General features: G+C 33.0%; 24 protein-coding genes. All 24 read right to left on the bottom strand.

Annotated elements, in window-relative coordinates:
* Entirely contained in the window at positions 1 to 1,314 is a 1,314-nt protein-coding gene (gene der / locus C7D97_RS01985) for a ribosome biogenesis GTPase Der (protein ID WP_105300463.1), read from the bottom strand.
* On the bottom strand, positions 1,311 to 2,555 hold the full coding sequence (locus C7D97_RS01980; protein ID WP_105300462.1) for a serine hydroxymethyltransferase: 1,245 nt from the start codon (positions 2,553 to 2,555) through the stop codon (positions 1,311 to 1,313). The genes der and C7D97_RS01980 overlap by 4 nt, the downstream gene beginning before the upstream one ends.
* Complete coding sequence (locus tag C7D97_RS01975; RefSeq protein WP_105300461.1) at positions 2,552 to 2,968, bottom strand: SoxR reducing system RseC family protein; 417 nt, start codon at positions 2,966 to 2,968, stop codon at positions 2,552 to 2,554. Before C7D97_RS01975 ends, C7D97_RS01980 begins: the two co-directional genes overlap by 4 nt.
* Before the next feature lie 5 nt (positions 2,969 to 2,973).
* Positions 2,974 to 4,722, bottom strand: coding sequence for an aspartate--tRNA ligase (gene aspS, locus C7D97_RS01970; RefSeq protein WP_105300460.1), 1,749 nt, complete (start codon positions 4,720 to 4,722; stop codon positions 2,974 to 2,976).
* An 8-nt stretch (positions 4,723 to 4,730) separates the two neighbouring features.
* Positions 4,731 to 5,333, bottom strand: coding sequence for an MBL fold metallo-hydrolase (locus tag C7D97_RS01965; protein ID WP_105300459.1), 603 nt, complete (start codon positions 5,331 to 5,333; stop codon positions 4,731 to 4,733).
* Positions 5,333 to 5,782: a D-aminoacyl-tRNA deacylase gene (gene dtd, locus C7D97_RS01960; protein WP_105300458.1), complete on the bottom strand. Its 450-nt coding sequence runs from the start codon at positions 5,780 to 5,782 to the stop codon at positions 5,333 to 5,335. Before dtd ends, C7D97_RS01965 begins: the two co-directional genes overlap by 1 nt.
* Positions 5,782 to 7,962: a RelA/SpoT family protein gene (locus C7D97_RS01955; RefSeq protein WP_105300457.1), complete on the bottom strand. Its 2,181-nt coding sequence runs from the start codon at positions 7,960 to 7,962 to the stop codon at positions 5,782 to 5,784. Before C7D97_RS01955 ends, dtd begins: the two co-directional genes overlap by 1 nt.
* Positions 7,963 to 7,966: 4 nt before the next feature.
* Positions 7,967 to 9,697 (bottom strand): single-stranded-DNA-specific exonuclease RecJ, encoded by a 1,731-nt coding sequence (gene recJ, locus C7D97_RS01950; RefSeq protein ID WP_105300456.1) that lies wholly within the window; start codon positions 9,695 to 9,697, stop codon positions 7,967 to 7,969.
* Between the two features lie 75 nt (positions 9,698 to 9,772).
* On the bottom strand, positions 9,773 to 10,042 hold the full coding sequence (locus C7D97_RS01945; RefSeq protein WP_105300455.1) for a preprotein translocase subunit YajC: 270 nt from the start codon (positions 10,040 to 10,042) through the stop codon (positions 9,773 to 9,775).
* On the bottom strand, positions 10,042 to 11,160 hold the full coding sequence (tgt, locus tag C7D97_RS01940; RefSeq protein WP_105300454.1) for a tRNA guanosine(34) transglycosylase Tgt: 1,119 nt from the start codon (positions 11,158 to 11,160) through the stop codon (positions 10,042 to 10,044). The genes C7D97_RS01945 and tgt overlap by 1 nt, the downstream gene beginning before the upstream one ends.
* A gap of 8 nt (positions 11,161 to 11,168) precedes the next feature.
* Positions 11,169 to 12,191: a tRNA preQ1(34) S-adenosylmethionine ribosyltransferase-isomerase QueA gene (queA, locus tag C7D97_RS01935; protein WP_105300453.1), complete on the bottom strand. Its 1,023-nt coding sequence runs from the start codon at positions 12,189 to 12,191 to the stop codon at positions 11,169 to 11,171.
* Between the two features lies 1 nt (position 12,192).
* Complete coding sequence (gene ruvB / locus C7D97_RS01930; RefSeq protein ID WP_105300452.1) at positions 12,193 to 13,200, bottom strand: Holliday junction branch migration DNA helicase RuvB; 1,008 nt, start codon at positions 13,198 to 13,200, stop codon at positions 12,193 to 12,195.
* Positions 13,201 to 13,208: 8 nt separating this feature from the next.
* Positions 13,209 to 13,796: a Holliday junction branch migration protein RuvA gene (ruvA, locus tag C7D97_RS01925; RefSeq protein ID WP_105300451.1), complete on the bottom strand. Its 588-nt coding sequence runs from the start codon at positions 13,794 to 13,796 to the stop codon at positions 13,209 to 13,211.
* On the bottom strand, positions 13,796 to 14,290 hold the full coding sequence (gene ruvC / locus C7D97_RS01920; RefSeq protein WP_105301840.1) for a crossover junction endodeoxyribonuclease RuvC: 495 nt from the start codon (positions 14,288 to 14,290) through the stop codon (positions 13,796 to 13,798). The genes ruvA and ruvC overlap by 1 nt, the downstream gene beginning before the upstream one ends.
* A 29-nt stretch (positions 14,291 to 14,319) precedes the next feature.
* Positions 14,320 to 15,033, bottom strand: a complete 714-nt coding sequence (locus C7D97_RS01915; protein WP_105300450.1) for a hypothetical protein — start codon at positions 15,031 to 15,033, stop codon at positions 14,320 to 14,322.
* 181 nt (positions 15,034 to 15,214) lie between these two features.
* Positions 15,215 to 15,958, bottom strand: a complete 744-nt coding sequence (locus C7D97_RS01910; protein ID WP_105300449.1) for an HAD family hydrolase — start codon at positions 15,956 to 15,958, stop codon at positions 15,215 to 15,217.
* A gap of 1 nt (position 15,959) precedes the next feature.
* The gene (locus C7D97_RS01905) at positions 15,960 to 16,364 is read right to left on the bottom strand and encodes a hypothetical protein (protein ID WP_105300448.1); all 405 of its coding nucleotides are present in this window, start codon (positions 16,362 to 16,364) and stop codon (positions 15,960 to 15,962) included.
* A gap of 10 nt (positions 16,365 to 16,374) precedes the next feature.
* Entirely contained in the window at positions 16,375 to 16,845 is a 471-nt protein-coding gene (locus tag C7D97_RS01900) for a YfcE family phosphodiesterase (RefSeq protein WP_105300447.1), read from the bottom strand.
* On the bottom strand, positions 16,842 to 17,420 hold the full coding sequence (rdgB, locus tag C7D97_RS01895) for an RdgB/HAM1 family non-canonical purine NTP pyrophosphatase (RefSeq protein ID WP_105300446.1): 579 nt from the start codon (positions 17,418 to 17,420) through the stop codon (positions 16,842 to 16,844). The genes C7D97_RS01900 and rdgB overlap by 4 nt, the downstream gene beginning before the upstream one ends.
* Before the next feature lie 51 nt (positions 17,421 to 17,471).
* Entirely contained in the window at positions 17,472 to 18,977 is a 1,506-nt protein-coding gene (locus tag C7D97_RS01890) for a hypothetical protein (RefSeq protein ID WP_105300445.1), read from the bottom strand.
* Positions 18,961 to 20,436, bottom strand: a complete 1,476-nt coding sequence (locus tag C7D97_RS01885) for a sensor histidine kinase (protein ID WP_105300444.1) — start codon at positions 20,434 to 20,436, stop codon at positions 18,961 to 18,963. The genes C7D97_RS01890 and C7D97_RS01885 overlap by 17 nt, the downstream gene beginning before the upstream one ends.
* Complete coding sequence (locus C7D97_RS01880) at positions 20,427 to 21,125, bottom strand: response regulator (protein WP_105300443.1); 699 nt, start codon at positions 21,123 to 21,125, stop codon at positions 20,427 to 20,429. Before C7D97_RS01880 ends, C7D97_RS01885 begins: the two co-directional genes overlap by 10 nt.
* Positions 21,115 to 22,017, bottom strand: a complete 903-nt coding sequence (locus C7D97_RS01875) for an ROK family protein (RefSeq protein ID WP_105300442.1) — start codon at positions 22,015 to 22,017, stop codon at positions 21,115 to 21,117. Before C7D97_RS01875 ends, C7D97_RS01880 begins: the two co-directional genes overlap by 11 nt.
* Positions 22,017 to 22,973, bottom strand: coding sequence for an RluA family pseudouridine synthase (locus tag C7D97_RS01870; protein WP_105300441.1), 957 nt, complete (start codon positions 22,971 to 22,973; stop codon positions 22,017 to 22,019). The genes C7D97_RS01875 and C7D97_RS01870 overlap by 1 nt, the downstream gene beginning before the upstream one ends.
* Position 22,974: the final 1 nt, after the last annotated feature.

The following is a 22,974-nucleotide window of genomic DNA, read 5'->3' as shown; positions in this document are numbered from 1 at the left end:
TTACTCACCTTTTTGTTTGAAAACAAAACTAAATGGTACGCCGATAAGACTGTAATTTTGCCTTATTTGATTTTCTAAATACCTAGTATATGAGAAGTGAACCAGGTCTCTATCGTTTATTGAAAGCATAAACTTTGGAGGGGCTGTAGATACTTGTGACATATAATATATCTTAAGTCTCTTACCCTTATCTTGAGGCGGTGGATTTAATAATATCGCATCTTGTAAAATATTATTTAAAACACCAGTTTTAATTCTTGTATGATAATTATTAGAAACTATCTCAAATAATTCTAATAATTTATCAATTCTCTTATTTTCTAGGACTGAAATAAATACTATTGGAGCATAAGGAGCAAATGAAAGTGTTTTTCTAATGTCCATTTCTAAATTTCTCATGGTATTTGTATCTTTATCAACCAAATCCCACTTATTTACTGCTATTATTATTGCCTTCTTTTGATTATAAGCATATCCAGCAATTTTTGCATCTTGTTCGGTTACACCAACATTTGCATCAATTAGAAATAAGCATATTTCTGAGCTATCTACAGCATCGAAGGTCCTTTGATTCGCATAATATTCTACGTTTTCTCTAACCTTTGATTTTCTCCTAAGTCCTGCTGTATCAATCAAAACATAATTCTCGTCATTATATTGCCAGTAGCTATCTACTGCATCTCTAGTAGTTCCCGCAATGTCTGTAACTATCATTCTTTCTTCATTTAATAACAGGTTAACTAGGGAAGACTTACCAGCATTTGGCTTTCCAATAATAGCGATCCTTGTTTCATCTTCTATCTGATCAAATGAAGAAAAGTCGATGAAAGAAACAATCTTATCTAATAAATCTCCTAATCCCTTACTCTGCTCAGCAGAGATCATTGACATATCATCAAAACCAAATTGATAAAAGTCGTATATGTCATCAGGGATTTTGAATGAATCTAGTTTATTAGCGACTATTATAACTGGCTTATTATATTTTCTAATTTCGTTTGCTATATCAACATCGTAAGGATTGACTCCCTCCTTGCCATCTACAACAAAAAGAATCAGATTTGTCTCTATAAGGGCTTTTTCTACCTGGGATTTAATCTCAGTATTCATTACTTCCTTATTGGAAATGTCGAGACCACCAGTATCTACTAGCAAGAATTCGTTGTTTTGCCACTCAACCTTATCTACAATTCTATCCCTTGTTACGCCAGATATATCTTCCGTTATTGATTTTCTCTTGCCTACAAGTCTGTTAAATAAAGTGCTTTTTCCAACATTTGTCCTTCCAACAAGAGTTACTATCGGCATTTTCATATTACTTCTCCATATACTGGGAATCTTTTAGTTAAGCTTTCTACTTCTTTTCTAATATTTTCCACAGTATCTTCTTGTTTCAAAGTTTTCTTAATCAAGTCCACTATAATTTCCATTTCTCTTTCCTTCATTCCCCTAGTAGTAACTGCGGCAGTTCCTATCCTTAATCCACTCGTTATATTAGGAGATAATTCTTCGCCCGGGATTGTATTTTTATTAGTTGTAATATAGACTTCATCAAGTAAGTTTTGTGCTTCTTTTCCAGTTATTTCCATATTTCTTAAATCTAAAAGCAATAAATGGTTATCAGTTCCTCCAGAAACTAAATTAAAGTTATTCTTTTTAAAGGATATTTCCATTTGTTTTGCATTTGCCTTTATCTGTCTGGCATAGCTTAGCCAGCTAGGATCTAAATTTTGCTTAAATCCAATAGCCTTTGCTGCGATTATATGCTCTAATGGGCCTCCTTGAAGTCCAGGAAAAACTGCCTTATCAATTTTCTTGGCCCATTTTTCCTTACAAAGGATGATACCTGACCTAGGACCTCTTAGTGTTTTATGAGTTGTGCTAGTGACTACATCACAATAATCAACGGGTGACATGTGCTCTCCACAAACTACAAGCCCTGCAATGTGTGCAATATCTGCCATTAATAGAGCCCCGACATCATCAGCGATTTGTCTGAATTTCTTAAAGTCTATTTCTCTAGGATAAGCACTTGCCCCGCAAACTATAAGTTTAGGCTTAATCTCTCTAGCAAGATATAAAACATGATCATAATCTATAAGGCCTGTCTCTACATCAACCCCATAATGATGAAAATCATATCTTCTTCCAGAGTGATTGACCCTAGAACCATGTGATAGGTGGCCCCCTTCATTTAAGTTCATGGAAAGTACCTTATCCCCATCTTCTAAGAGGGCAAAATATGCAGCTGAATTTGCATCGGAACCTGAATGAGCTTGTACATTAACATGACGAGCCCCAAATAGGGCCTTGGCCCTATCTATAGCTAATTGCTCTATGATATCAATGTTTTCACATCCACCGTAATACCTTTTTCCTGGAAGTCCTTCAGCGTACTTATTTGTGAGGATACTTCCATCAGCTTCTAATACTGCTTTTGATACATAATTCTCAGATGCAATAAGTTCTATATTTCTTTCTTGTCTATCAAGTTCTTTCATCAAGGCATGATAAACTTCTGGATCAAACTTTTCTATTTCTGGATAAAGGATCATGCTTTTCTTACTCTCATCATATTTTTATTCTTTACATTTTTATCTAGTTTCTTCATAAAAATAATTGATATGGCGAAAAATATTGCTACTGATATTAATGTCAATAGGTTAATATCCATAGATGTGTTCTTTAGAAAAATATTAGGAATAAGAGCTCCCATCAACATCATTACTACTGGAACAATATATACAGTAGCTGTTAATTTGCTTACATCACTTGAAGATCCTTCAATAATAACACGATCACCTTTTTTAAGATCTTCATATGAGAAAAGCTCAATTTCTGTAGTTTTTTTCTCAGCACAAGAGCCCTTAGCAGCACATGCGCCACATGCCCCGTTCCTAAAAATTTGTACCTTTAAATTACCCTTGTTATTATCGATTACTATTCCTTCTTTTCTAACTGTATCCATAAAACCTACCTTAATTTTATATTTAATTCATCCAAAGCTTTCTCATCAACAAGACTTGGTGCTTCTGTCAATGGACATGTAGCAGACTGTGTCTTAGGGAAAGCAATAATATCCTTTATATTGTCTGTTTTTGCAAAAAGCATTACTAGCCTATCAAGACCGTATGCTAGACCTGCGTGTGGTGGTGTTCCGTATTGGAGAGCTTCTATGAAGAATCCAAACTTATTCTTTATATCTTCATCACTTAACTTAAGAGCTTCGAATATTTTTTCTTGGAGATCGGAATTGTTAATTCTTACAGATCCTCCTCCCATCTCATCACCATTTATAACAATGTCGTAAGCTTGAGTTCTTACTTTTTCCGGTTCAGTTAATAGTAAGTCTATATCTTCTTCATTTGGCATTGTGAATGGATGGTGTTGGGAAACGTACCTATCTTCTTCCTCGCTATATTCGAACATTGGGAAGTTCACAACCCAGCAAAGAGCATATTCTTTTTCAATCAGATCATTATCTTTTGCTACTTTTCTTCTAAGAGCTCCCATAGCTTCAAGAACAGTCTTATCCTTATCAGCTCCAATTAAGATCAAATCACCATCTGCCATATCAAGCTTATCCTTAAGTCCTTCAATTATATCATCTGTTAAGAACTTCTTTATTGATGATTGCATATTTTCAGAATATTTGATATAAGATAAACCTTTAAGACCATAATCTTTAACGAAATCAGTTAATTTATCTAATTGTTTTCTTGAATAATTATCTGCAATATTCTTAAAATTTATTGCTCTTACAGATCTACCATCGCTTGTATTGTCAGCAAAGACTTTAAAGTCGCTATTTTCAAATAAGCTACTTATATCATTAATTTTATACCCATATCTTAAATCTGGCTTATCAGACCCGTATGAACTCATAGCTTCTGAATAATCCATCCTATCGATAGGCAGTTTTAATTCGTAGTCAGTATATTTGTCGAATAACTCCTTTAATAAGCCTTCATTCATCGCTATAACATCATCTTGATTAGAAAAACTCATCTCAAGGTCAAGCTGGGTAAACTCAGGCTGTCTGTTAGCTCTTAAGTCCTCATCCCTAAAGCATTTAACAACTTGGAAATATCTGTCCAAAGAACCAATCATTAGGATTTGTTTTAGAAGTTGTGGAGATTGGGGAAGAGCGTAAAACTTTCCTTCATTAATTCTTGAAGGTACTAGATAGTCCCTTGCTCCTTCTGGCGTTGGTTTAGTTAGAAAAGGAGTTTCTACTTCAGTAAAGTCGTTATCATACATGTACTCTCTCATTGTTCTAACTATATCACTTCTTAGCTTTAAGTTTCTTTGTACAGATGGCTTTCTCAAATCTAAGTATCTGTATTTTAATCTTAAATTTTCACTAACATCATCATCGTCTTTAATATATATAGGAGGTGTCTTAGCCTTATCTAAAATATTTATCTTATCTGCTATTATCTCAATATCACCTGTAGCTATATCAGGATTTTTTGATTCTCTTTCGTTTACCCTTCCCTTAACTTCTAGGACGTATTCTTGAGTTATAGATCTCGCCTTTTCATAATTGTCCTTATCGTCTTCTCTTACAACGATCTGAGTGATTCCTGTTTTATCTCTTAGGTCAATAAAAACTAGGGATCCTAAGTTCCTTTTCTTGGCAACCCAACCCATCAAAACTACAGAATCTCCAACATTTTCGATTCTTAGGTCACCACACATGTTTGTTCTTTTAAATTCCATACTACCTCCTATGCTAAAAATGGATTGTTATTAAGTTCATAGCCTATATAAGTTTCATCTCCATGACCAGGATAGACTATAGTGTCTTTGTCAAATCCACCCAATTTATTTTTTATTGAATCAATTATTTGAGGATAACTTCCCCCAGGAAAGTCGGTCCTTCCTATTGATAGCTTAAATAAAGTATCTCCAGAAAATATCATATCATCAATTTTAAAAGACATTGAATCAATTGTATGACCTGGAGTCTTAATCGCTTTAATATTATACTCGCTAAAGACCTCCCCATCTTTTAAAAATTCATCAATATCTACCTTAAGATCATATGAATACGCTAGATTGTAATCTTTGTCGTTAGCGATGTTTAATGAATCTTCCGAAGCATAAGCTTTGACCTTGTAAAGATTTTTAAAATGCTCAAGACCTAAGACATGGTCAAAGTGAGTGTGGGTCTGTAGGATGAATTTTATTCTAATATTGTTTTTACTTATATATTCCTCTACAGCCCTACTAGGATAGGCACAATCAACGATGAAACCTTCTCTATTATCGTCACTTACTACGTACATATTGGTCATGACTGGCCCTTCAATAAATCTTTTTACTATCACTAAAGTATCCTCTCGCTATCTAAAATTATAGTTACAGGTCCATCATTTGTAAGGCTTACTTGCATATGAGTTTGGAAAACTCCAGTTTTCACATTGAAACCTTCTTCCTTAAGTTCATCTATTAGTATTTCATAATATTCCTTCGCCTTATCTGCCTTAGCTGACTTTGTAAATGATGGTCTATTCCCCTTTCTTGCATCTCCATAAAGTGTAAACTGAGAAACCACGAGGATTTCTCCTCCTACATCCTTAAGTGATAGGTTCATTTTTTCATCATCATCCTCAAATATTCTTAAGTTTGATATTTTCTTTTTTATATAGGCTAAGTCATCTTTATCATCTGTATCCTTGACTCCAAGTAGAACCATAAATCCTGGTCCAATTTCAGATACTTTTTCATTTTCTACTTCAACACTTGCTTCTCTTACTTTTTGTATTATTGCTCTCATTAATTCTTTATCCTATATACATTCTCCACAGTTTTAATAGACTTTAATTTAGTAATAACATCAGATAATTGATCCATGTTGTTTACTTCGATTAACAAATCTATTGTACCTGCATCCTTATCAGTTCTTGCATTTATAGCCAAAATATTGACATCTACAGTCGACATAAGCTTTGTTATTTCAAAGAGTATAGATGGTGAGTTTGTAGTTAGTAGCTGAATTTTCACAGGGAATTTATCCTCTTTAGAATTTTGCCAATATACGTCAATTAGTCTTTCAGGAGATTTCAAATTTATAATATTCGGGCAGGTTTTCACATGGACTGATATTCCATTTCCCTTTGTTATAAAACCAATTATTGGATCTCCAGGTACTGGTGTACAACATTTTGCAAGCTTAACTTCTACATTTTCATCTAAGTCGCTAACCCTAATCTCACCTGAACCTGTATTTTGTATCTCACCCTTACTAAAATCTATTGGCTTTTTAGCCTCTTCTTCTTTTTTCTCATCTACTTCAAACTTAATTAGTTTTTGTGTGATCTGTTCAACATTTGTTTTTCCATAACCAACAGAAGCATACATTTCATCTTCTCCAGGATAGCCCAAATCACTAGCAATCTTTTCAAGCCACTCTTCTCTCAAAAGAGATTTGTAGCCTTGCCTATATTTTTTAAGTTCTTTGATAACAGTATTTTTACCAATTTCTATATTCTCTTCTTTATCATTTCTCTTAAAGAATTGCTTTATCTTGCTTTTAGCCTGATTACTTTTAACAATATTAAGCCAATCTCTTGATGGACCATGGGAATTTTTGCTAGTTATAATTTCTACCAAATCCCCAGTTTTAAGCTTATGTGTTAGAGGAACCATCCTTCCGTTAACCTTAGCTCCCACACAACTATTTCCAACTTCTGTATGGATTTTATAAGCAAAGTCTATAGAACAAGCATCCATAGGTAAGGAATAAACTTCTCCCCTTGGTGAATAGACGTAAATTTCTCTCGAGAAGAAATCATTTTTTAATGTGTCCATAAACTCTTTATTATTTACATCCTTGCCACCTTCTTGTTGCCATTCAACAATCCTTCTTAGGAAACTCATTGCATCATCAAAGTCAGATTTGGTGTTGTTATTTTCCTTATATCTCCAGTGGGCTGCAACTCCATACTCACATTCCTTGTGCATCTGTCTTGTTCTAATTTGAACTTCAAACGGCTTGGAATCTTCTCCGAAAACCGTTGTATGGAGAGATCTATATCCATTTGGCTTAGGTTGACCTATGTAGTCTTTAATCCTATTTGGAATTGGCCTCCATAGGGAATGGACCTTGCCCAGGACAGCGTAGCATTCTGCAATTGTATCCACAATGACTCTAATGGCAGTCAAGTCATAGATCTCATCAAAGGCTATGCCATTTCTTTCCATCTTTTTGTTTATAGAATACAATGATTTAGGTCTACCAGATATCTCAAAATTTATACTAGTTCCCTTTAGGGAATTTGTCAATGTATTAATTATTTCATTAATATAGGCTTCTCTTTCACGCCTTTTGACATTTACCATCTCAGCTAATTCGTAGTATTTTTCTGGCTCCTGGTATCTAAAACATAGATCTTCAAGCTCCCATTTAAGTGAGTATATTCCAAGTCTGTGAGCAAGTGGGACATATATTTCTAGAGTCTCATCAGCTATTTGAATTTGTTTTTTTCTAGTCATATATTCAAGTGTCCTCATGTTGTGGAGCCTATCTGATAGTTTTATCAGCACAACTCTAACATCATTAGACATGGCCATGACCATCTTTCTGATATTTTCAGCTTGTTTCTCTTCTCTTGAGGTATAATTCAAATTCTTTAGCTTAGTTACACCATCTACAAGAAATGTTATCTCTTCGCCAAATTCTTCGGCCATCTCTTTTCTTGTTACTGGCGTATCCTCTAAGACGTCATGCATTAGACCAGCACAAATTGTCTCATCATCAAGCTTCATATCAGACAATTTTCTAGCAACAGCTATGGGATGAATAAAATAATCTTCACCAGAATTTCTCTTTTGACCTCTGTGGTGAAGCTCACCAAAATCATAGGCTTTTTTGATTAGCTTTACATCTGCACTTGGATTATTTTTCTTTATATCATCCTCAAATAATTCATATTCTTTATTAAAATCAGTTGCCATATCATCACCTTATATCAATCAATTTTATTTGTAAAGTCCTATTACCTCTAAACTCATTTACATCAGGATAATAGACTATATCAATTTTGTTAGACTTTATATTCCCATTAAATTTTAAAGATAAATACTCATAATCATCAACTGCATTAAACTTAATAGCATTATAATAGTTTCCATTTTGGAATAGTTTCATCCTCATGGTCTTTTTATCTTTTCCAATCATTTCAACATCAGCAATATCTACACCCTTGTTTGCAAAAATAGGTCTCGGATTATCCTTACCAAAGGGTCTGAGCTTTTCAAGACTTTCTGCAAACTCTAAAGATAAATTTGATAGTTTAATTTGAGTATCAACATTAATCACTTCTTCTAAATCCTTCTTAGAAAGATTTGATTTTTTATTCAAAAATTGTCTAAATTCATCCAATGTATCTAGCTTTATCGATAAGCCGCATGCCATTGGATGGCCTCCGAATGATTCTAATTTATCATCGAAAGGAACAATAGCATCGTGCATATTATAAGTCTCTATAGACCTGCCAGATCCTTTAAGAACCCCCTCTTTTGAAGAATTGGTAAGGATTATAGTAGGTCTATAATATTTTTCCTTGATTCTTCCAGCAACAATTCCGCAAATACTTTCATCGATAGAGGGCTCATAAATAACTATAACATCATCTTTCTCATAAGAATTATCTTCTGCAATCTTAATACATTTATTAATTCCCTCTTCTGTAAGGGACTTTCTTTTGTTATTAAGATCTACAAGTTCTTTAGCATACTCATGAATCTTATCGATATCCTCTTCCATTAAGAGCTCTATGGCTAGTTTTGCAGTGCTTAGTCTACCTGTCGCATTCATTAGGGGTCCTATGATGAAGCCTAAAGTATATTCGTTGATTTCCTTCTTCCAACCTGCTTCTTCAAGCAGGGCTTTTATTGCATATTTCTCAGTCGAATTAAGCCTCTTTAATCCTTCAATAACGAATATTCTATTTTCATCAGTAAGTGATACTATATCGCAAACCGTTCCCATGGCTACATATTCTAGAAGCGAGAAAAGATATTCAAAATCTCCTTCAAGCTTCATATATAATGCCTGCATTAGCTTAAAGGCAACTCCTGCTCCGCATAAGTCCTTAAAGGGGTAAGAGCTATCAAGTCTATGGGGATTAATAACGCAATCGGCATCTGGTAGAATTTGATCGACCCAACCGTCATTATCTTTTTTTTCTATCTGATGGTGGTCAGTTACTATAACTTTGATATCATTCTCTTTAAGTTTTTTTACTTGATCAAATCCTGTGATTCCATTATCACAAGTTATAACTAAGCTTACCTTATCTGCTATGGCCTTCTCACTCATATTATCCGATATGCCATAACCATCTTCTACCCTATGGGGGATATCATAACTTATATTGTCATAGTAAATCAATAGTCCATCCAAAAGAGTCATAACAGAAGCAATGCCGTCCTGATCATAATCCCCAAAGATTCTAATCTCTCCATTATTTTGTATTGTTTCTATAATAAGATTTATAGCCTTATCCATATCTTTTAGCATAAAGGGGTCATGAAGTTTATCTAAGCTTGGCTTAATAAACATGTCGACGACAGATGGATCTACAATATCTCTATTAGCCAAGATAAGGGCTTCTAACTTCGTTATATCTTTGTTTTTTAAGTTATTAATATAGTTTTCTTTTTTATTATATATATACCAATTAGCCATAGCCCTTCCTTTCTAATTATATAAATTATACTTCTTTAATTAATCTTATAAAGAAAAGAGGCCTAAGCCTCCCCATTAATATGTTCTGTCAATTATCTTTTTGATCGCATCTTTTTCTATTCTAAGATAGGATCTATTTTCTCTATTCCCGCTTATAATTATTACAGTCGATTCATCCATATCTATAACTTCACCAATTATTCCGGATGAGCTTACTACAAATGACCCAAGTTTAAGATTTTCCTCTACAAACTTTCTATTCTTTGAATCAGTGATAGTGTCTTTTATGCTTATTTTATAATAATATGCGATTAAAACTATCAGTATTAAATATTCTATCTTCATCAATATCCATATTTCTCGTAGAATTCTTTCTTATAATCCAAGAACCTGTCTTCCATAATAGCTTCCCTGATATTTTCGCACATTTTTAATAAGAAATATAAGTTGTGATAAGAGAGTAATCTTGCTCCAAGAATTTCATTTACGTTCATAAGATGTCTTATATAAGCTCTTGAATAGTTCCTACAAGTGTAGCAATCACACTCATGATCAAGGGATGTGAAATCTTCCTTGTAGGCGGCATTTTTTACGACAAGTCTTCCTCTGGAAGTGAGAGCTGTTCCGTTTCTTGCGATTCTTGTTGGAAGCACACAATCCGCCATATCAATCCCTGCTTCAAATGATTCAAATAAGTAATCAGGCGTTCCAACCCCCATATTATATCTAGGTTTATCTTCAGGTAAAAATGGAGTTGTAAAGTTTAATAAATCAATCATTTCTTCCTTAGTTTCTCCTACAGAAAGTCCTCCAATCGAGAATCCGTCAAAGTCCATCGCTGTCGTCTCTCTTGCAGAGATTTCTCTAAGATCTTTAAACATACCACCCTGAACTATACCAAATAAGGATTGGTCCGGATGAGAATGTTCCTTATGATAATCAAGACCACGTTTTGCCCATCTTAGCGTCCTTTTCATGGAATTTTCCACATAGTCATAATCAGCCCTTGCATCAACACACTCATCGAAACTCATCATAATATCTGAATGTATGTCGTTTTGTATGCTTATTGATTTCTCTGGAGTAAAAAGATGCTTAGATCCATCAATATGAGATCTAAAGGTTACTCCTTCTTCGGTTATTTTTCTGTTGCCCGATAGGGAAAAGACTTGAAATCCACCAGAATCAGTAAGAATCGGCTTATCCCAATTCATAAATTTATGAAGACCACCAGCTTTTTTCATAATATCCATACCTGGTTTTAGATAAAGGTGATAGGTATTACCGAGAATAATCTTTGCTCCCATATCTAGTAGATCTTCTGGTGTCATTGTCTTTACCGTTCCCAAGGTACCTACTGGCATGAAAATAGGAGTAGGTATATCCCCATGGGCTGTGTGAATGACTCCAACTCTAGCATTTGAGTATTTATCTTTTTTTATTAATTCATATTTTAAAGCCATATTTCTCCTTAACAAATAAACATACAATCGCCAAAACTAAAGAATCTATATTTTTCTTTAACCGCGTACTTATATGCATTAAGTATTATTTCTCTACTTGTGAAAGCTGCTACTAACATGATAAGGGTAGACTTTGGGAGGTGGAAGTTTGTTATAATTGCATCTACTACCTTATATTCAAAGCCTGGATATATAAATATATCAGTCGATCCAGAATCTTCTTGGACTTTGCCACATTTTTTATAAACTGATTCCAAAGTTCTGATACTCGTTGTACCTACTGCTATTACTCTATTTCCTTCATGTTTAGCCTTATTTATAATATCTGCAGTTTCTTGACTTATAGTATAAAATTCTGAATGCATCTTATGGTCTTTGATGTCATCTTCATTTACAGGCCTGAAGGTACCAAGACCCACATTTAAGGTCAAAAAAGCAAGCTTTATCCCTTTTTCTTCTATTTTCTTCAAGAGTTCTTTTGTAAAATGTAGCCCAGCCGTTGGAGCAGCAACTGATCCTGGATTTTTAGAATACACTGTTTGATATTCTTCTGGATCTTTAAGCTTTTCCTTGATATATGGTGGCAGTGGCATATTACCTAGTTTGTCTAGAATTTCATTAAATATTCCTTCATAAGTGAACTCTACGATTCTATTACCATCTTCCTTTATATCAATAACCTTGGCCTTAAGTTCATCCGAAAATATTACTTCAACACCAATCTTCATTTTCTTGCCTGGTCTAACAAGGACTTCCCATTTTTTTCCTTCTATATTGTGTAGGAGAAAAACTTCAATTGACTCATCTTTTCCTTCTCTATGGCCAAATAGCCTTGCTGGGATAACTCTAGTATCATTCATAACCAGAACATCTCCTGGCTTCAAATAATCTATTATATCAAAGAAGTGCTTATCTTCTATCTCTCCTGTATTCTTATCTAATACCATCATCCTAGCCTCATCTCTCTTATCTGAAGGATGTTGAGCTATCAGGCTTTCTGGTAAATCATAATCAAATTCTTCTGTTCTCATCTTACTCCTCTATCTTAAGTCCATAATGCTCGTAGGCTTTTCTTGTTAAGACCCTTCCTCTTGGAGTTCTTGAAATAAAGCCGATCTGTAACAAATATGGTTCATATACATCTTCAATTGTGACGTTTTCTATCCCAGTAGATGCTGCAATAGTATCTACTCCAACAGGACCTCCGCCAAAATTATCATACATTGTCATTATTATTTTCTTATCCATAGTATCAAGGCCCATGGGATCAATTTCTAAAAGTTCGAGACCTCTTTTACTAGTTTCGAAGTCAATTTTCTCATCAGCCTTTACTATAGCAAAATCTCTTACTCTTTTTAGAAGCCTGTTTGCTATCCTTGGTGTCCCCCTAGATCTTCTAGCAATCTCTAATGCTCCCCTATCATCTATTGGAATTTCAAGGATTTGAGCTGATCTTTGCACTATTGTAGTTAAATCTTTTGTATCATAGAGATTAAGGGCCAAAAGGACTCCAAACCTATCTCTTAGTGGCGCTGAAAGCATGCCAGCTCTAGTTGTAGCGCCTATTAAGGTAAATTTAGCTAGGTCGATTCTGATAGATTGAGCATTAGGACCTTTACCTACAATTATATCTAAAACAAAGTCTTCCATGGCTGAATATAAGATTTCTTCAACTGATCTATTAATCCTATGAATTTCATCTATAAAAAGGACATCTCCTTCGCCCAAATTTGTAAGAATACTTGCAAGGTCTGAAGGTCTTTCTATAGCAGGACCACTTGTTACCCTTAAATTAACTCCCAATTCATTAGCTATAATAGTAGAAAGGGTTGTCTTACCTAAGCCTGGTGGTCCTTGCAGCAAGACATGGTCTAGGGGTTCATTTCTAGACAGAGATGATTGTATAAAGATATCAAGTTTTTCTTTAACCTTATCTTGGCCAATATAATCCTTCAACCATCTTGGTCTAATACTACTTTCTGACTGTAGATCTTCTATTTGTTCGTTGCTTCCAACTATTCTTTCATTTTCATCAAACATTTAATCACCTATATCAATCTCTTAAGACTTTCTTTGACAAGTCCTTCAAGGCTTAAGTCGGTGTCTTTAAGCTCAAATAATACTTTTTCAACATCGTTTTTCTCATAGCCGAGGTTTAATAAAGCTTCCCTTGCAACATCAATCTCATCGTTCTTATTATTGTTTACTTTTATATTTTCTACAGGTACAAAGTCCATTTTCTTAACCTTATCTACAAGTTCTAAGATAATCCTTGATGCGGATTTCTTTCCTATTCCTTTAGCAACCGTTAGCTTATCGATATCGTTATTAATAATTGCAGTTTTTATTTCATTAACAGAAATAGACGAAAGAATTCCCATCGCAATCTTTGGACCAATAGTTGAAACAGAAGTTAAGAGAGTGAACATCTCTAACTCATCTTTTGTAAAAAATCCAAACAAAGAAATATCATCTTCCCTAACTTGCATGGAAGTATAAATTTTATACTCGTTATTTATCTCAATGTTAGCTAAAGTCGCTAGGGAGGAAAATATCAAATAACCCATATTGTTATTTTCAATAACAAAACTATCCTCATTGATCATTCTTATGTGACCTATAATATATGAAATCATTAGTTTAACCTGTATCTTTCTTTAAATCTCTGACTTAGTGCATGGCATAGGGCAACAGACAAAGCATCTGCTGCATCATCTGGTTTGGGAATTGCTTTTAGATTTAATAATTGAGTAATGGTAAGTTGCATCTGACTTTTGCTAGCCCTTCCATAACCTGTTATAGCTTGCTTTATCTGTAAGGGTGTGTACTCATATATAGGAAGCCCTTTTTGTTGAGCGCATAAAACCTGTATTCCTCTTGCGTGTCCCACTATTATAGCTGTCTTTACATTAGAATTAAAAAACAACTCCTCAATTGCAAACTCATCTGGTTGAAATTCCTCTATAATCTGGTGCAAATTATCATATAAAAGCTCCAATCTTTTCCCTGTCTTGGTCTTAGATGAAGTAGTTACAACCCCGTTTTCTAATACTTTAATCTTACTTCCCTTAAATTCAATCACTCCGTATCCCATAATGGCAATACCTGGATCTATACCTAATATTCTCATAATCATCAAAATAAAAAGGGCTATATGCCCTATTGATATCTTTTAAACACCTCTCTAATTAGTCCTCTAAAATAATACTCTGCATAGGTATCTACTATAGATTTATACAAGTAAGTTAGAGTTTTCTCGTACATTTTCTTCGATTGTTGACTTGTTATGTCTTCAGTATAAATAGAATCAGTGTCAAAACTTAACTGTTTATGGGTTGTTGTATCTATATTATATATTTTATCCCTAATTAACATATCAGAATAGACTTTGATGTCTTTGTTAAGCTCCTTGACTAATCCTTTGTTACTATAAATTTTTCTCTTAAAATTATCAGAAATTTCGATAATTACAGGGTCAAGTCTATTGTAGTGAAAGTTTGTGCTTTCAATAAGGTAATTCACACCCAGATCATCAATCAACTTATATTCTAATTGATCAACCGCCTTCTTGTCTCTGAAGGCTCTATATTGAGCTTTTATAGAAATAATGTACTCATATCTATAAATATCTTGGCTAATCAACCTATCTAAGGAATCAATAACTTGATCAATGTCTCTTAGGTTCCAAAAATATTTTTTAAGGTTTTTTAGAACATAATCTTTAACATAAAAACTATTTTTGGAAAAATAAACAAAGTTTTTATCATGTAACAAAGACATAAGCGTGTTCAATGAGTATACATCTTCATTTATTAAAAAATTATATTCAAGTTTTTCAATTATTGGATATCTTTCGCTTAAATCTGCCTTCATTACTTCCTAACCTCTTATATTATTTTACCATAAAATTAGACACAAAAACCATATTTTTTTCTACCAAAGAACAAAAATAGCTAAACAAAAGAAACAATATTCATGAAAAATTTATCTTTGTATATTTTTCTTTCAATTTAGCTAGAATCAATTTTATAATAAAATAATATCCATCAAAATCTTAAAACTTCTTAAATTCTACGACCATATCTCTTAGTCTAAAATTATAATTCACATCTTTTCTTTCTATGTTTATAACAGCTTTTTCTTTAAGCTCTTCTCTAGACAATAACTTGTTAATAAGCTCGTAGCTTGGATTTATTGCATGAGGATTGCCCACCATTTCGAACATTGTTATATCCCCATTAGTATCACCATAAGAAAAAGAATTTTCTAAGTCTATTTCGTATCTATTATCAAGATCTTTTATAGCGGAAAGTTTACTATTTCCATCCCGCATAGGAATTACTTTACCAGAAAATTTATTATTTTCATCAAAAACATAGTCGGTCGATATAGATTCTGTTGCTCCATAGAAATTAGCGAATTGATTCACTAGAAAATCAGGTGACCCAGAAATGAAAAAGATCAAATCACCACGCATCTTATGGTTTTCGACAGCTTTTCTCGTAACCATATAAACTTTATTTTTGTTTTCTTCTATGACAAGCTTGGAATATTTCTCTATAATATCCCTATCAAGACCTATCATGCTTTTCTGATAGACTAAAGCTGCCTTATCTAGATAGTCTTCATAGGCGCCAAGCCTATTTTGATATTTTTCATACAAGGGACCAATCTCATTAGTCCAGATCTCTTTTGGAAGAATTCCGTCTTCTGTAAGCTTTATAAAGTGCTCTATTAAAAGAGAATTTCTAAAAAGAGTTCCATCAATATCAAAAAACGCTGCCGTTCTTTTATTCATTCTATTTTTCCTTCTTATCCGATTTTTTCTTAAAATTTCTCTTCTTGGCTACTCTTTCTTTAGACGAGTTTTTATCATCGTTAGCTTCTAATACTTCTACTTTACTTCTTATATCTACTACAAGTTCTATAAGAAAACAAACTATTATACCCACTATGGAAGCAGATCCCAAAAATATAGCAATCCAAGCCATATTCAAACCTGTTTCACTTGTAAAAATCGTAATAGAAATTATTCCAATAATTAATGCCAATACACCTAATGCAAGTGAAGGAATGAATTTTACAATCCTTTTTTTATTAATGAAATATATAACTATAGATATTGCCGCCATAATGAAAGACACAACAGGTACTATCGCAAGCCTAGATGAGTATTGGGAAACTAAATTAATTAATCCAGTCATAAGTCCTCCATTAGTTTAACTCAACCCTATTTATCTTTATTTTATCATCGATTTCTAATATAACAAAACCATAAAATCCATCTCTAGCTAAGTAAGGAGATCCAGGATTTAGAAGAAGTATATCATTTTTGATCTCGTTTACATATTTGTGAATATGACCAAAAATAATGATATCACAAGATTCACTCTTAGCTTTTTCTAAAATATTCTCATAGGTAAAGTCAATGTTATACCTATGACCATGGCTTAGAAAAATTTTCTTATCTCCGATATTAATTACTTTATCATAATCTTCTTCTATAAAGAAATCATTATTTCCTTTGACAGCGTAATGGGCTATCCCAGTCTCATAGTAAATCTTCTCTACATCTTCTAGACCATCACCAGCATGAATTAATAAGTCTATATCATCATGAGTGAGTATATAATCGCTTATTGCATCATACGTTCCATGGGTGTCACTTGTTACTAAAATTTTCATTTTTCAACTAAGAACTCCTTGAATTTCTCCATTGCTCTTGCCCTATGTGATATCTGGTTTTTTTCTTCTATGCTTAGCTCTGCAAGGCTTTTTTGCGAGTTTTCAGGGATGAAGATTTTATCATAGCCGAACTCTCCCTCACCCTTTTCTATCTCGCTAATATATCCATCAAGTCTTCCTGTAAAATAAAAGACTTCTCCCTTTGAGTCTATATATAAAATCACGGTCTCAAAGTAGGCACTTCTATCTTCTTTGTCAGACAATTCATCAAGTAACTTCTTACGGTTATCCTCATAAGTAGCATTAGCTGATGCATATCTATGTGAATGTACACCAGGTCTATTATCTATTGCTTTTACAAATAGTCCAGTATCATCAGCAAATACTGCTCTACCAGTTAATTTGTAAAGCTCATAAGCCTTCTTATATGAATTTTCCTTAAGGGTTTTGCCATCTTCAACGACTTCAAAATTCTTGATTCCAACATCTATAGGCATTTTAATTGAATCGTTAGCTAGCATTTTCTTAACTTCTTTTAATTTGTCTTTGTTACCAGTTGCAAATAGTAGTTGCATATACTCTCCTTATAAAATAATAACAGAAAAACTTAGACTTAGTCAAGTAAATTAACGCTGCTCTTCTATTATTTCGTTGTAGTTAGTAAAAGCTGACTCCAAATTTTCAGCAGAACTTGCGGATTGCTCATCGATAGATACTATTGTGGTAGAATTCATAGTTGGTATAGAATATATAGGATTCTTATCTATTAAGTTATCATTTATTTTATGAAGCAAAATCTCATCTGGAGTTTGTATTATAACATATTTTCCATTAGATAGTATATGATAGTCCTTAAATTGCGGGTTGATATTTCTAACTTGATCCCTAGTTGGGGAATCTTTTGTATCCTTGCTAGGTTTCTTATTTAGCATTTGACTACCTATAGCTATTTCAATTGGGAAAAAGTTTTGTTCAAAATCTTCTCCTGTACCAGTAAAAATAGAAGATTGGAATATCCATTGTCCTTGGTTTCTTATTATACCAAAATTAGTGTTATCAAAAGGAATGTTTTTTTCATCAAAATTTTTAAAATTAGAATTAGCCTCATCCAAAACTCTTTCTTTAAAAATCAAATCAGAATCTTCCTCACCAGTAAATTCTTGAAGAGATAGAAACTTACCATCTTTTAGGTTCTTCGTTTCAAGAATTGCATATTTCCTTATAGGATTATCATTTACTGGACTAGTATAGTCTATTGATATATATTCATCAGAAACATAGTTTATACGCATGTTAAGATTAATATCTTTATATGAATATTTATTTCTGGTTGAAGAATCACCCATCTTTTGCCTAATTCTAACAGGAAAAGCTAAAAGCTCGTCATAATTATTTGTTATATTATTGCTATTGGTATTAATTGACCAATATTCGTCCTTATCATTTACAAAAATATTATAGGCCTTTTTGTAAGAAATATCACCATCATCCTTGATTTTTATCAAATAAGTGTAATAATTATACGATACATAATCATTACCTTCGTCAATTCTTTCCCTAATCCCTAGAGTTATTGCTTGATCTTCTGCTACTTCTTCCCCTTCTGGATTTGTCATCCTTTCCTTGCTTGCCTTTTTAGAGTAGCTGTTTAATATTTTTGAATCAACTTTATTGGAGACTTTCTCTAATACAATCATGCTGTCATTAACTATATAGAACATAGATATTTCGCTTTGCTTTATAAAATCCTTTGAAAACAACTGACCCTGAGAAGCATTGATTACAACAGAATTTTTGTCTTTATCTATTTTCTTATTATCTATACCTCTATTTTTGAGATATTTTGACAAGTTTACATACTTAGATGAAAATACTGGAGGAAAGGCATATGAATCGCCAATAGCAACAAGATTCTGGTCGATATATACAAAATCGTCAACTCTAGGGATTTGATCCTCGGAGGAATACTTCTTGCTTTTTACCTCCTTCACCCTCCATGTACCTGTAATTGAGGGTGATTCTTGTTTAGGCATTTGTATTAAATCATTTAATTCTTCACTCTTGGAGTTAGTACACGATGATAAGACGATAACCGATACTAAAACTAAAAGTAGTCTATAAATCTTCTTCATCTTCAAACCTCGGTATCTGTACTGTTACTGATGTACCTACACCATATTTACTCTTAATCACAAGCTTTCCTCCATGAGCCTTAGCGATTTCTTCACATATAGATAGACCTAGACCAGTTTGTGATTTAGAAGAAGAACCCTTGTAGAATTTACTTGCTACAAATGCAATCTCATCCTCCTTAATCCCTTCTCCATTATCCTTAATAGTAATAAGAACATTTCCATCTTCCTGATCTATTATTAGGTCAATTTGACCGTTCTCAGAGGTAAACTTAATAGCATTATCAATTATATTTATCAAAACTTCCTTGATCCTATTTTTGTCGGCAAATACAGGTATCTCTTTATATACAGTTACAAAATTGAATTCTATATTTTGACTTTGTGTTCTAGGGAAAAGTTGGGTATGAACTTGCTTTGATAGTTCTACCATGTCTAATTTTTCCTTATCATATTTAAAACTTGATGAAGATAGTCTTGAAAAATCCAATAGATCTTCTACCATCATAGATAGTCTATCACCTTCATCTTCAATAATTTTAAGCCCTTGGTTCATCATATCTTCATTCTTTTGCATTTCTTGTGCCTGTAGAGTTATAGCCCATCCTTTTATTGATGTTAGTGGAGTTCTAAGTTCATGAGAGACTGAAGAAATAAAATCATTTTTCATATCTTCTCTTATGATAATATTTTCGCTTAGGCTGTTTAAGGTGTTAGCAAGCTCTGTTATCTCGTTATTTCCTCTAATATTGGCTTTTGCTGTGTAGTCCCCCGAAGCAAGTTTCTCGGAAACCTCAATCAAATCATTTATTGGTTTTACGAAACTAGATGCAGCAAAAAAGGAAACAATTAGGGCTGCTAAACTTACCAGTATACCAAATATCACATACCAGAAAGTATCATTGCTAATTCTCTTATCTACTTTATCCATTGAAGAAGTTAATCTAATAATCCCAACTTGTTGATTATTAGATACTAAAGGATGAGATAGGGAGAGCACACTCTCCCCAGTAGATTCTCTCTTATATTTTGTAGTGTTTTGCTTACCTTCTATAGCAGATTTAACGTCAGGACTGTCTATAGTATTACCAATTAGATCAGATGCTAAAGAATCAAATAAAAGAATTCCAGAATTATCAAGTATCTGCACTTGAGTATCATTCGACCTATAAAATATATTTTTATCTCCAATTATAATATCTGTAAGGTCATATCTATTCATGTAATTGTTAAATTGTAATTGATTAATTCTAGCTTGATTTTTCATTGAATCTGTTAGAGCAGACTCATAATATGATCTAATGCTATTATAAGCAAATATTTCAAACCCTATAACTACTGTAATTACAAAAAACATTATAATTTTGATAACATTAAATTTAATACTGTCGTTGGGACTCTTGTTGTTATAGGATTTTATTTCTTTATCTATAAATTCATCGCTTCTAATTACTTCCATCTATAACCTGTACCCCACACAGTTTCTATAAATTCTGGTTTTGCGGGATTATCCTCAATTTTAGCTCTAATTCTTCTGATGTTTACATCGACAATTTTTGTATCATTGCTATAATTTTCTCCCCATGTTTGAGTCATTATTTCATCTCTAGTCATGGCCTTGCCCTTATTTTTGATAAAGTTTTGTAAGATTGTAAATTCAGTTGGAGTTACATCTATCTCCTTATCGTTTTTGTAGAAACTTTTGGCGTAAATATCAAGGGTAAATGGTCCATCTGTCAAATTTTCTTTGCTATCATCCTTAGGTTTTGCCTGACCTAAGTTCACTCTCCTCATAAGAGATCTTACTCTTAGAATTAATTCCTGTGGATTAAATGGCTTGATAATATAGTCATCCGCTCCCTTTTCAAGACCTAAGATTTTATCAATATCTTGTGATTTGGCAGAAACCATTATTATTCCAGTCATAGGAGCTTCAGTTCTTATCTTCTCGCATACTTCATATCCACTCATTCCAGGTAGCATTATATCAAGTATGGCTAGGGCTGGTTTCTCTTTTTCAAAAATTTTAATTGCTTCTTCACCACTAGCAGCTTCTACTGTCTGATAACCTTGATAATCTAGGTTGATCTTCATAAACTGCCTAATAGGATCTTCATCATCAACTATTAAAATTTTCTTATTTTCCATGATTTACCCTTTCTAAGGCAATCTTAGCTGCACCGATTACACCTGCATTGTTTAAAAATTTAGCAGGAATAATATCAACTTCACTAGGTTTATTGCAGTATTCTTGATATTTAGATACCATGCCGTCCCAGAAGACGTCTTTAGCATGAATTACTCCTCCACCTACTACAATAACATCAGGGTCAAATATATTTCTTAGTGATGTTAGAAGATATCCAAGGTCAGATTGGTAATCTTCTAAGACTTTCCTTGCATTATTATCTGTTTCTACGAGATCAAAAATAGCTTGACCGCTCAATTCTTTACCAGTAAGCTTTTTGTATCCTTTAGTTAAGGCACTTCCAGCACAATAGCTTTCAGCACATCCATTTTGTCCACAAGTACAAGGATCTCCACCTGCATGTAGGATCATATGACCTAACTCTGCTCCTTGGAAATGTGATCCTGAAAGAAGACCAGCTTCTTTTGTATAAATAGCTCCTCCAAGGCCTGTTCCTAGAGTAATCATTACAATATTGTCGTAATCCTTGCATGCTCCTATCCATTTTTCAGCTATTAAAGCAATATTAGCGTCATTTTCGACAAAGACAGGGACATCAACAAATTCTTCAACAGCTTCTTTTAAGTTAAGTCCTGTCCATCCTTTAATATTGCCAGCAAAGGTTACAATACCATTTTCTGAGTCAATAAAGCCTGGAGTACCTATACCAACAGCACTTGCCTCCTTGTAAGATAAGTCATAAATTGCATTTTTTATATTATCTAGAACTACCTCTCTACCCCTATTCGCATTTGTAGGTACTTCTTTTCTTTCTAATATTTCACCATTGTCATCTATTAGACATGCATTAATTTTAGTTCCACCAATATCAATTCCTATTACTTTTCTCATTACAACTCCTTAAATATTTTATCCTTTAATTTTAGAACAGATCCTTGTCTTTCAGAATAGAATTCCTTGCCTTCCAAATATTCTAATCCTTCGATTTTTGAAAATCTAAGTTTATAAGCTAAAAGAATTTGATTTTTTATTCCAAATTTTTCAAGATTTTGATTAGTATTGCTATCACCGTATTTTCTATCGCCAATTATAGGGGTAGAATTTTCTTTCAACGAAAATCTTATCTGGTGAGTCTTGCCAGTAATTAATTCACACTCTAGTAAACTATACTTTTTATTGGTATCTAATGGCTTAAAATTAGTCTTAATTCTTTTCCCATCTTTTGATTTTTTTACTCGATTTCGATTCTCATTTTTACTAATAAAAGTATCTATAGAAAAATCATTTTTAACAAATCCCTTTACTATCGTTAGATAGTACTTATCGATTTTATTATCCCTAACTGCTTTGTTAAGCTTCCTTAAGCTATCAGCATTTTTTGCTCCTATAACAAGGCCTGCTGTGTTTCGATCTAGCCTATTAACTACAGCTGGTTTGAAGGTTCTATCTGACATGTCAAAAGATTTGGTCTTATACAAATATTGTAACATATTATCTACGAGATTATTACCGTAATCTTTTTTAGAAGAGCTATGAGTTAAAAGACCTGGTTTTTTGTCCATAATTATTATATTCTTATCCTCATAGACTATATCAAGATCAAAGTCACTTGCTTTATAATCGATTTTTGTAATCCATTTATCATAATCCTCGTCTTTTATATACATCTTAACTATGTCATTAGGATATACAAAATCATCATTCTTCGCCCTCTTATCGTTGATTTTGAAGTTTTTCTTCCTAATATTTTTCTGTATCACTGATAGAGGAGCATTCTCAAAATATTTCCTCAAAAACCTATCGAATCGTTGGTTTCCGTCATTTTCACTTATTCTAACTTCTTTCATA

Source organism: Anaerococcus marasmi, assembly GCF_900290195.1.
Classification (GTDB): domain Bacteria; phylum Bacillota; class Clostridia; order Tissierellales; family Peptoniphilaceae; genus Anaerococcus; species Anaerococcus marasmi.
This window is presented reverse-complemented; position numbering and strand designations above follow the sequence as displayed.

Bases quoted from the DNA above. Each gene is read 5' to 3' on its own strand.
- der (WP_105300463.1), bottom strand. From the start codon at position 1,314: ATGAAAATGCCGATAGTAACTCTTGTTGGAAGGACAAATGTTGGAAAA.
- ruvB (WP_105300452.1), bottom strand. From the start codon at position 13,200: ATGTTTGATGAAAATGAAAGAATAGTTGGAAGCAACGAACAAATAGAA.
- C7D97_RS01900 (WP_105300447.1), bottom strand. From the start codon at position 16,845: ATGAAAATTTTAGTAACAAGTGACACCCATGGAACGTATGATGCAATA.
- C7D97_RS01975 (WP_105300461.1), bottom strand. From the start codon at position 2,968: ATGGATACAGTTAGAAAAGAAGGAATAGTAATCGATAATAACAAGGGT.
- C7D97_RS01890 (WP_105300445.1), bottom strand. From the start codon at position 18,977: ATGAAGAAGATTTATAGACTACTTTTAGTTTTAGTATCGGTTATCGTC.
- ruvA (WP_105300451.1), bottom strand. From the start codon at position 13,796: ATGATTTCATATATTATAGGTCACATAAGAATGATCAATGAGGATAGT.
- tgt (WP_105300454.1), bottom strand. From the start codon at position 11,160: ATGGCTTTAAAATATGAATTAATAAAAAAAGATAAATACTCAAATGCT.
- recJ (WP_105300456.1), bottom strand. From the start codon at position 9,697: ATGGCTAATTGGTATATATATAATAAAAAAGAAAACTATATTAATAAC.
- C7D97_RS01915 (WP_105300450.1), bottom strand. From the start codon at position 15,033: ATGAAGGCAGATTTAAGCGAAAGATATCCAATAATTGAAAAACTTGAA.
- aspS (WP_105300460.1), bottom strand. From the start codon at position 4,722: ATGGAATTTAAAAGAACAAACATGTGTGGTGACCTAAGAATCGAAAAT.
- rdgB (WP_105300446.1), bottom strand. From the start codon at position 17,420: ATGCAACTACTATTTGCAACTGGTAACAAAGACAAATTAAAAGAAGTT.
- C7D97_RS01945 (WP_105300455.1), bottom strand. From the start codon at position 10,042: ATGAAGATAGAATATTTAATACTGATAGTTTTAATCGCATATTATTAT.
- C7D97_RS01910 (WP_105300449.1), bottom strand. From the start codon at position 15,958: ATGAATAAAAGAACGGCAGCGTTTTTTGATATTGATGGAACTCTTTTT.
- C7D97_RS01870 (WP_105300441.1), bottom strand. From the start codon at position 22,973: ATGAAAGAAGTTAGAATAAGTGAAAATGACGGAAACCAACGATTCGAT.
- C7D97_RS01880 (WP_105300443.1), bottom strand. From the start codon at position 21,125: ATGGAAAATAAGAAAATTTTAATAGTTGATGATGAAGATCCTATTAGG.
- C7D97_RS01980 (WP_105300462.1), bottom strand. From the start codon at position 2,555: ATGATCCTTTATCCAGAAATAGAAAAGTTTGATCCAGAAGTTTATCAT.
- C7D97_RS01875 (WP_105300442.1), bottom strand. From the start codon at position 22,017: ATGAGAAAAGTAATAGGAATTGATATTGGTGGAACTAAAATTAATGCA.
- C7D97_RS01955 (WP_105300457.1), bottom strand. From the start codon at position 7,962: ATGGCAACTGATTTTAATAAAGAATATGAATTATTTGAGGATGATATA.
- dtd (WP_105300458.1), bottom strand. From the start codon at position 5,782: ATGAGAGCAATAATACAAAAAGTAAGAGAAGCAAGTGTTGAAGTAGAA.
- ruvC (WP_105301840.1), bottom strand. From the start codon at position 14,290: ATGAGAATATTAGGTATAGATCCAGGTATTGCCATTATGGGATACGGA.
- C7D97_RS01885 (WP_105300444.1), bottom strand. From the start codon at position 20,436: ATGGAAGTAATTAGAAGCGATGAATTTATAGATAAAGAAATAAAATCC.
- queA (WP_105300453.1), bottom strand. From the start codon at position 12,191: ATGAGAACAGAAGAATTTGATTATGATTTACCAGAAAGCCTGATAGCT.
- C7D97_RS01905 (WP_105300448.1), bottom strand. From the start codon at position 16,364: ATGACTGGATTAATTAATTTAGTTTCCCAATACTCATCTAGGCTTGCG.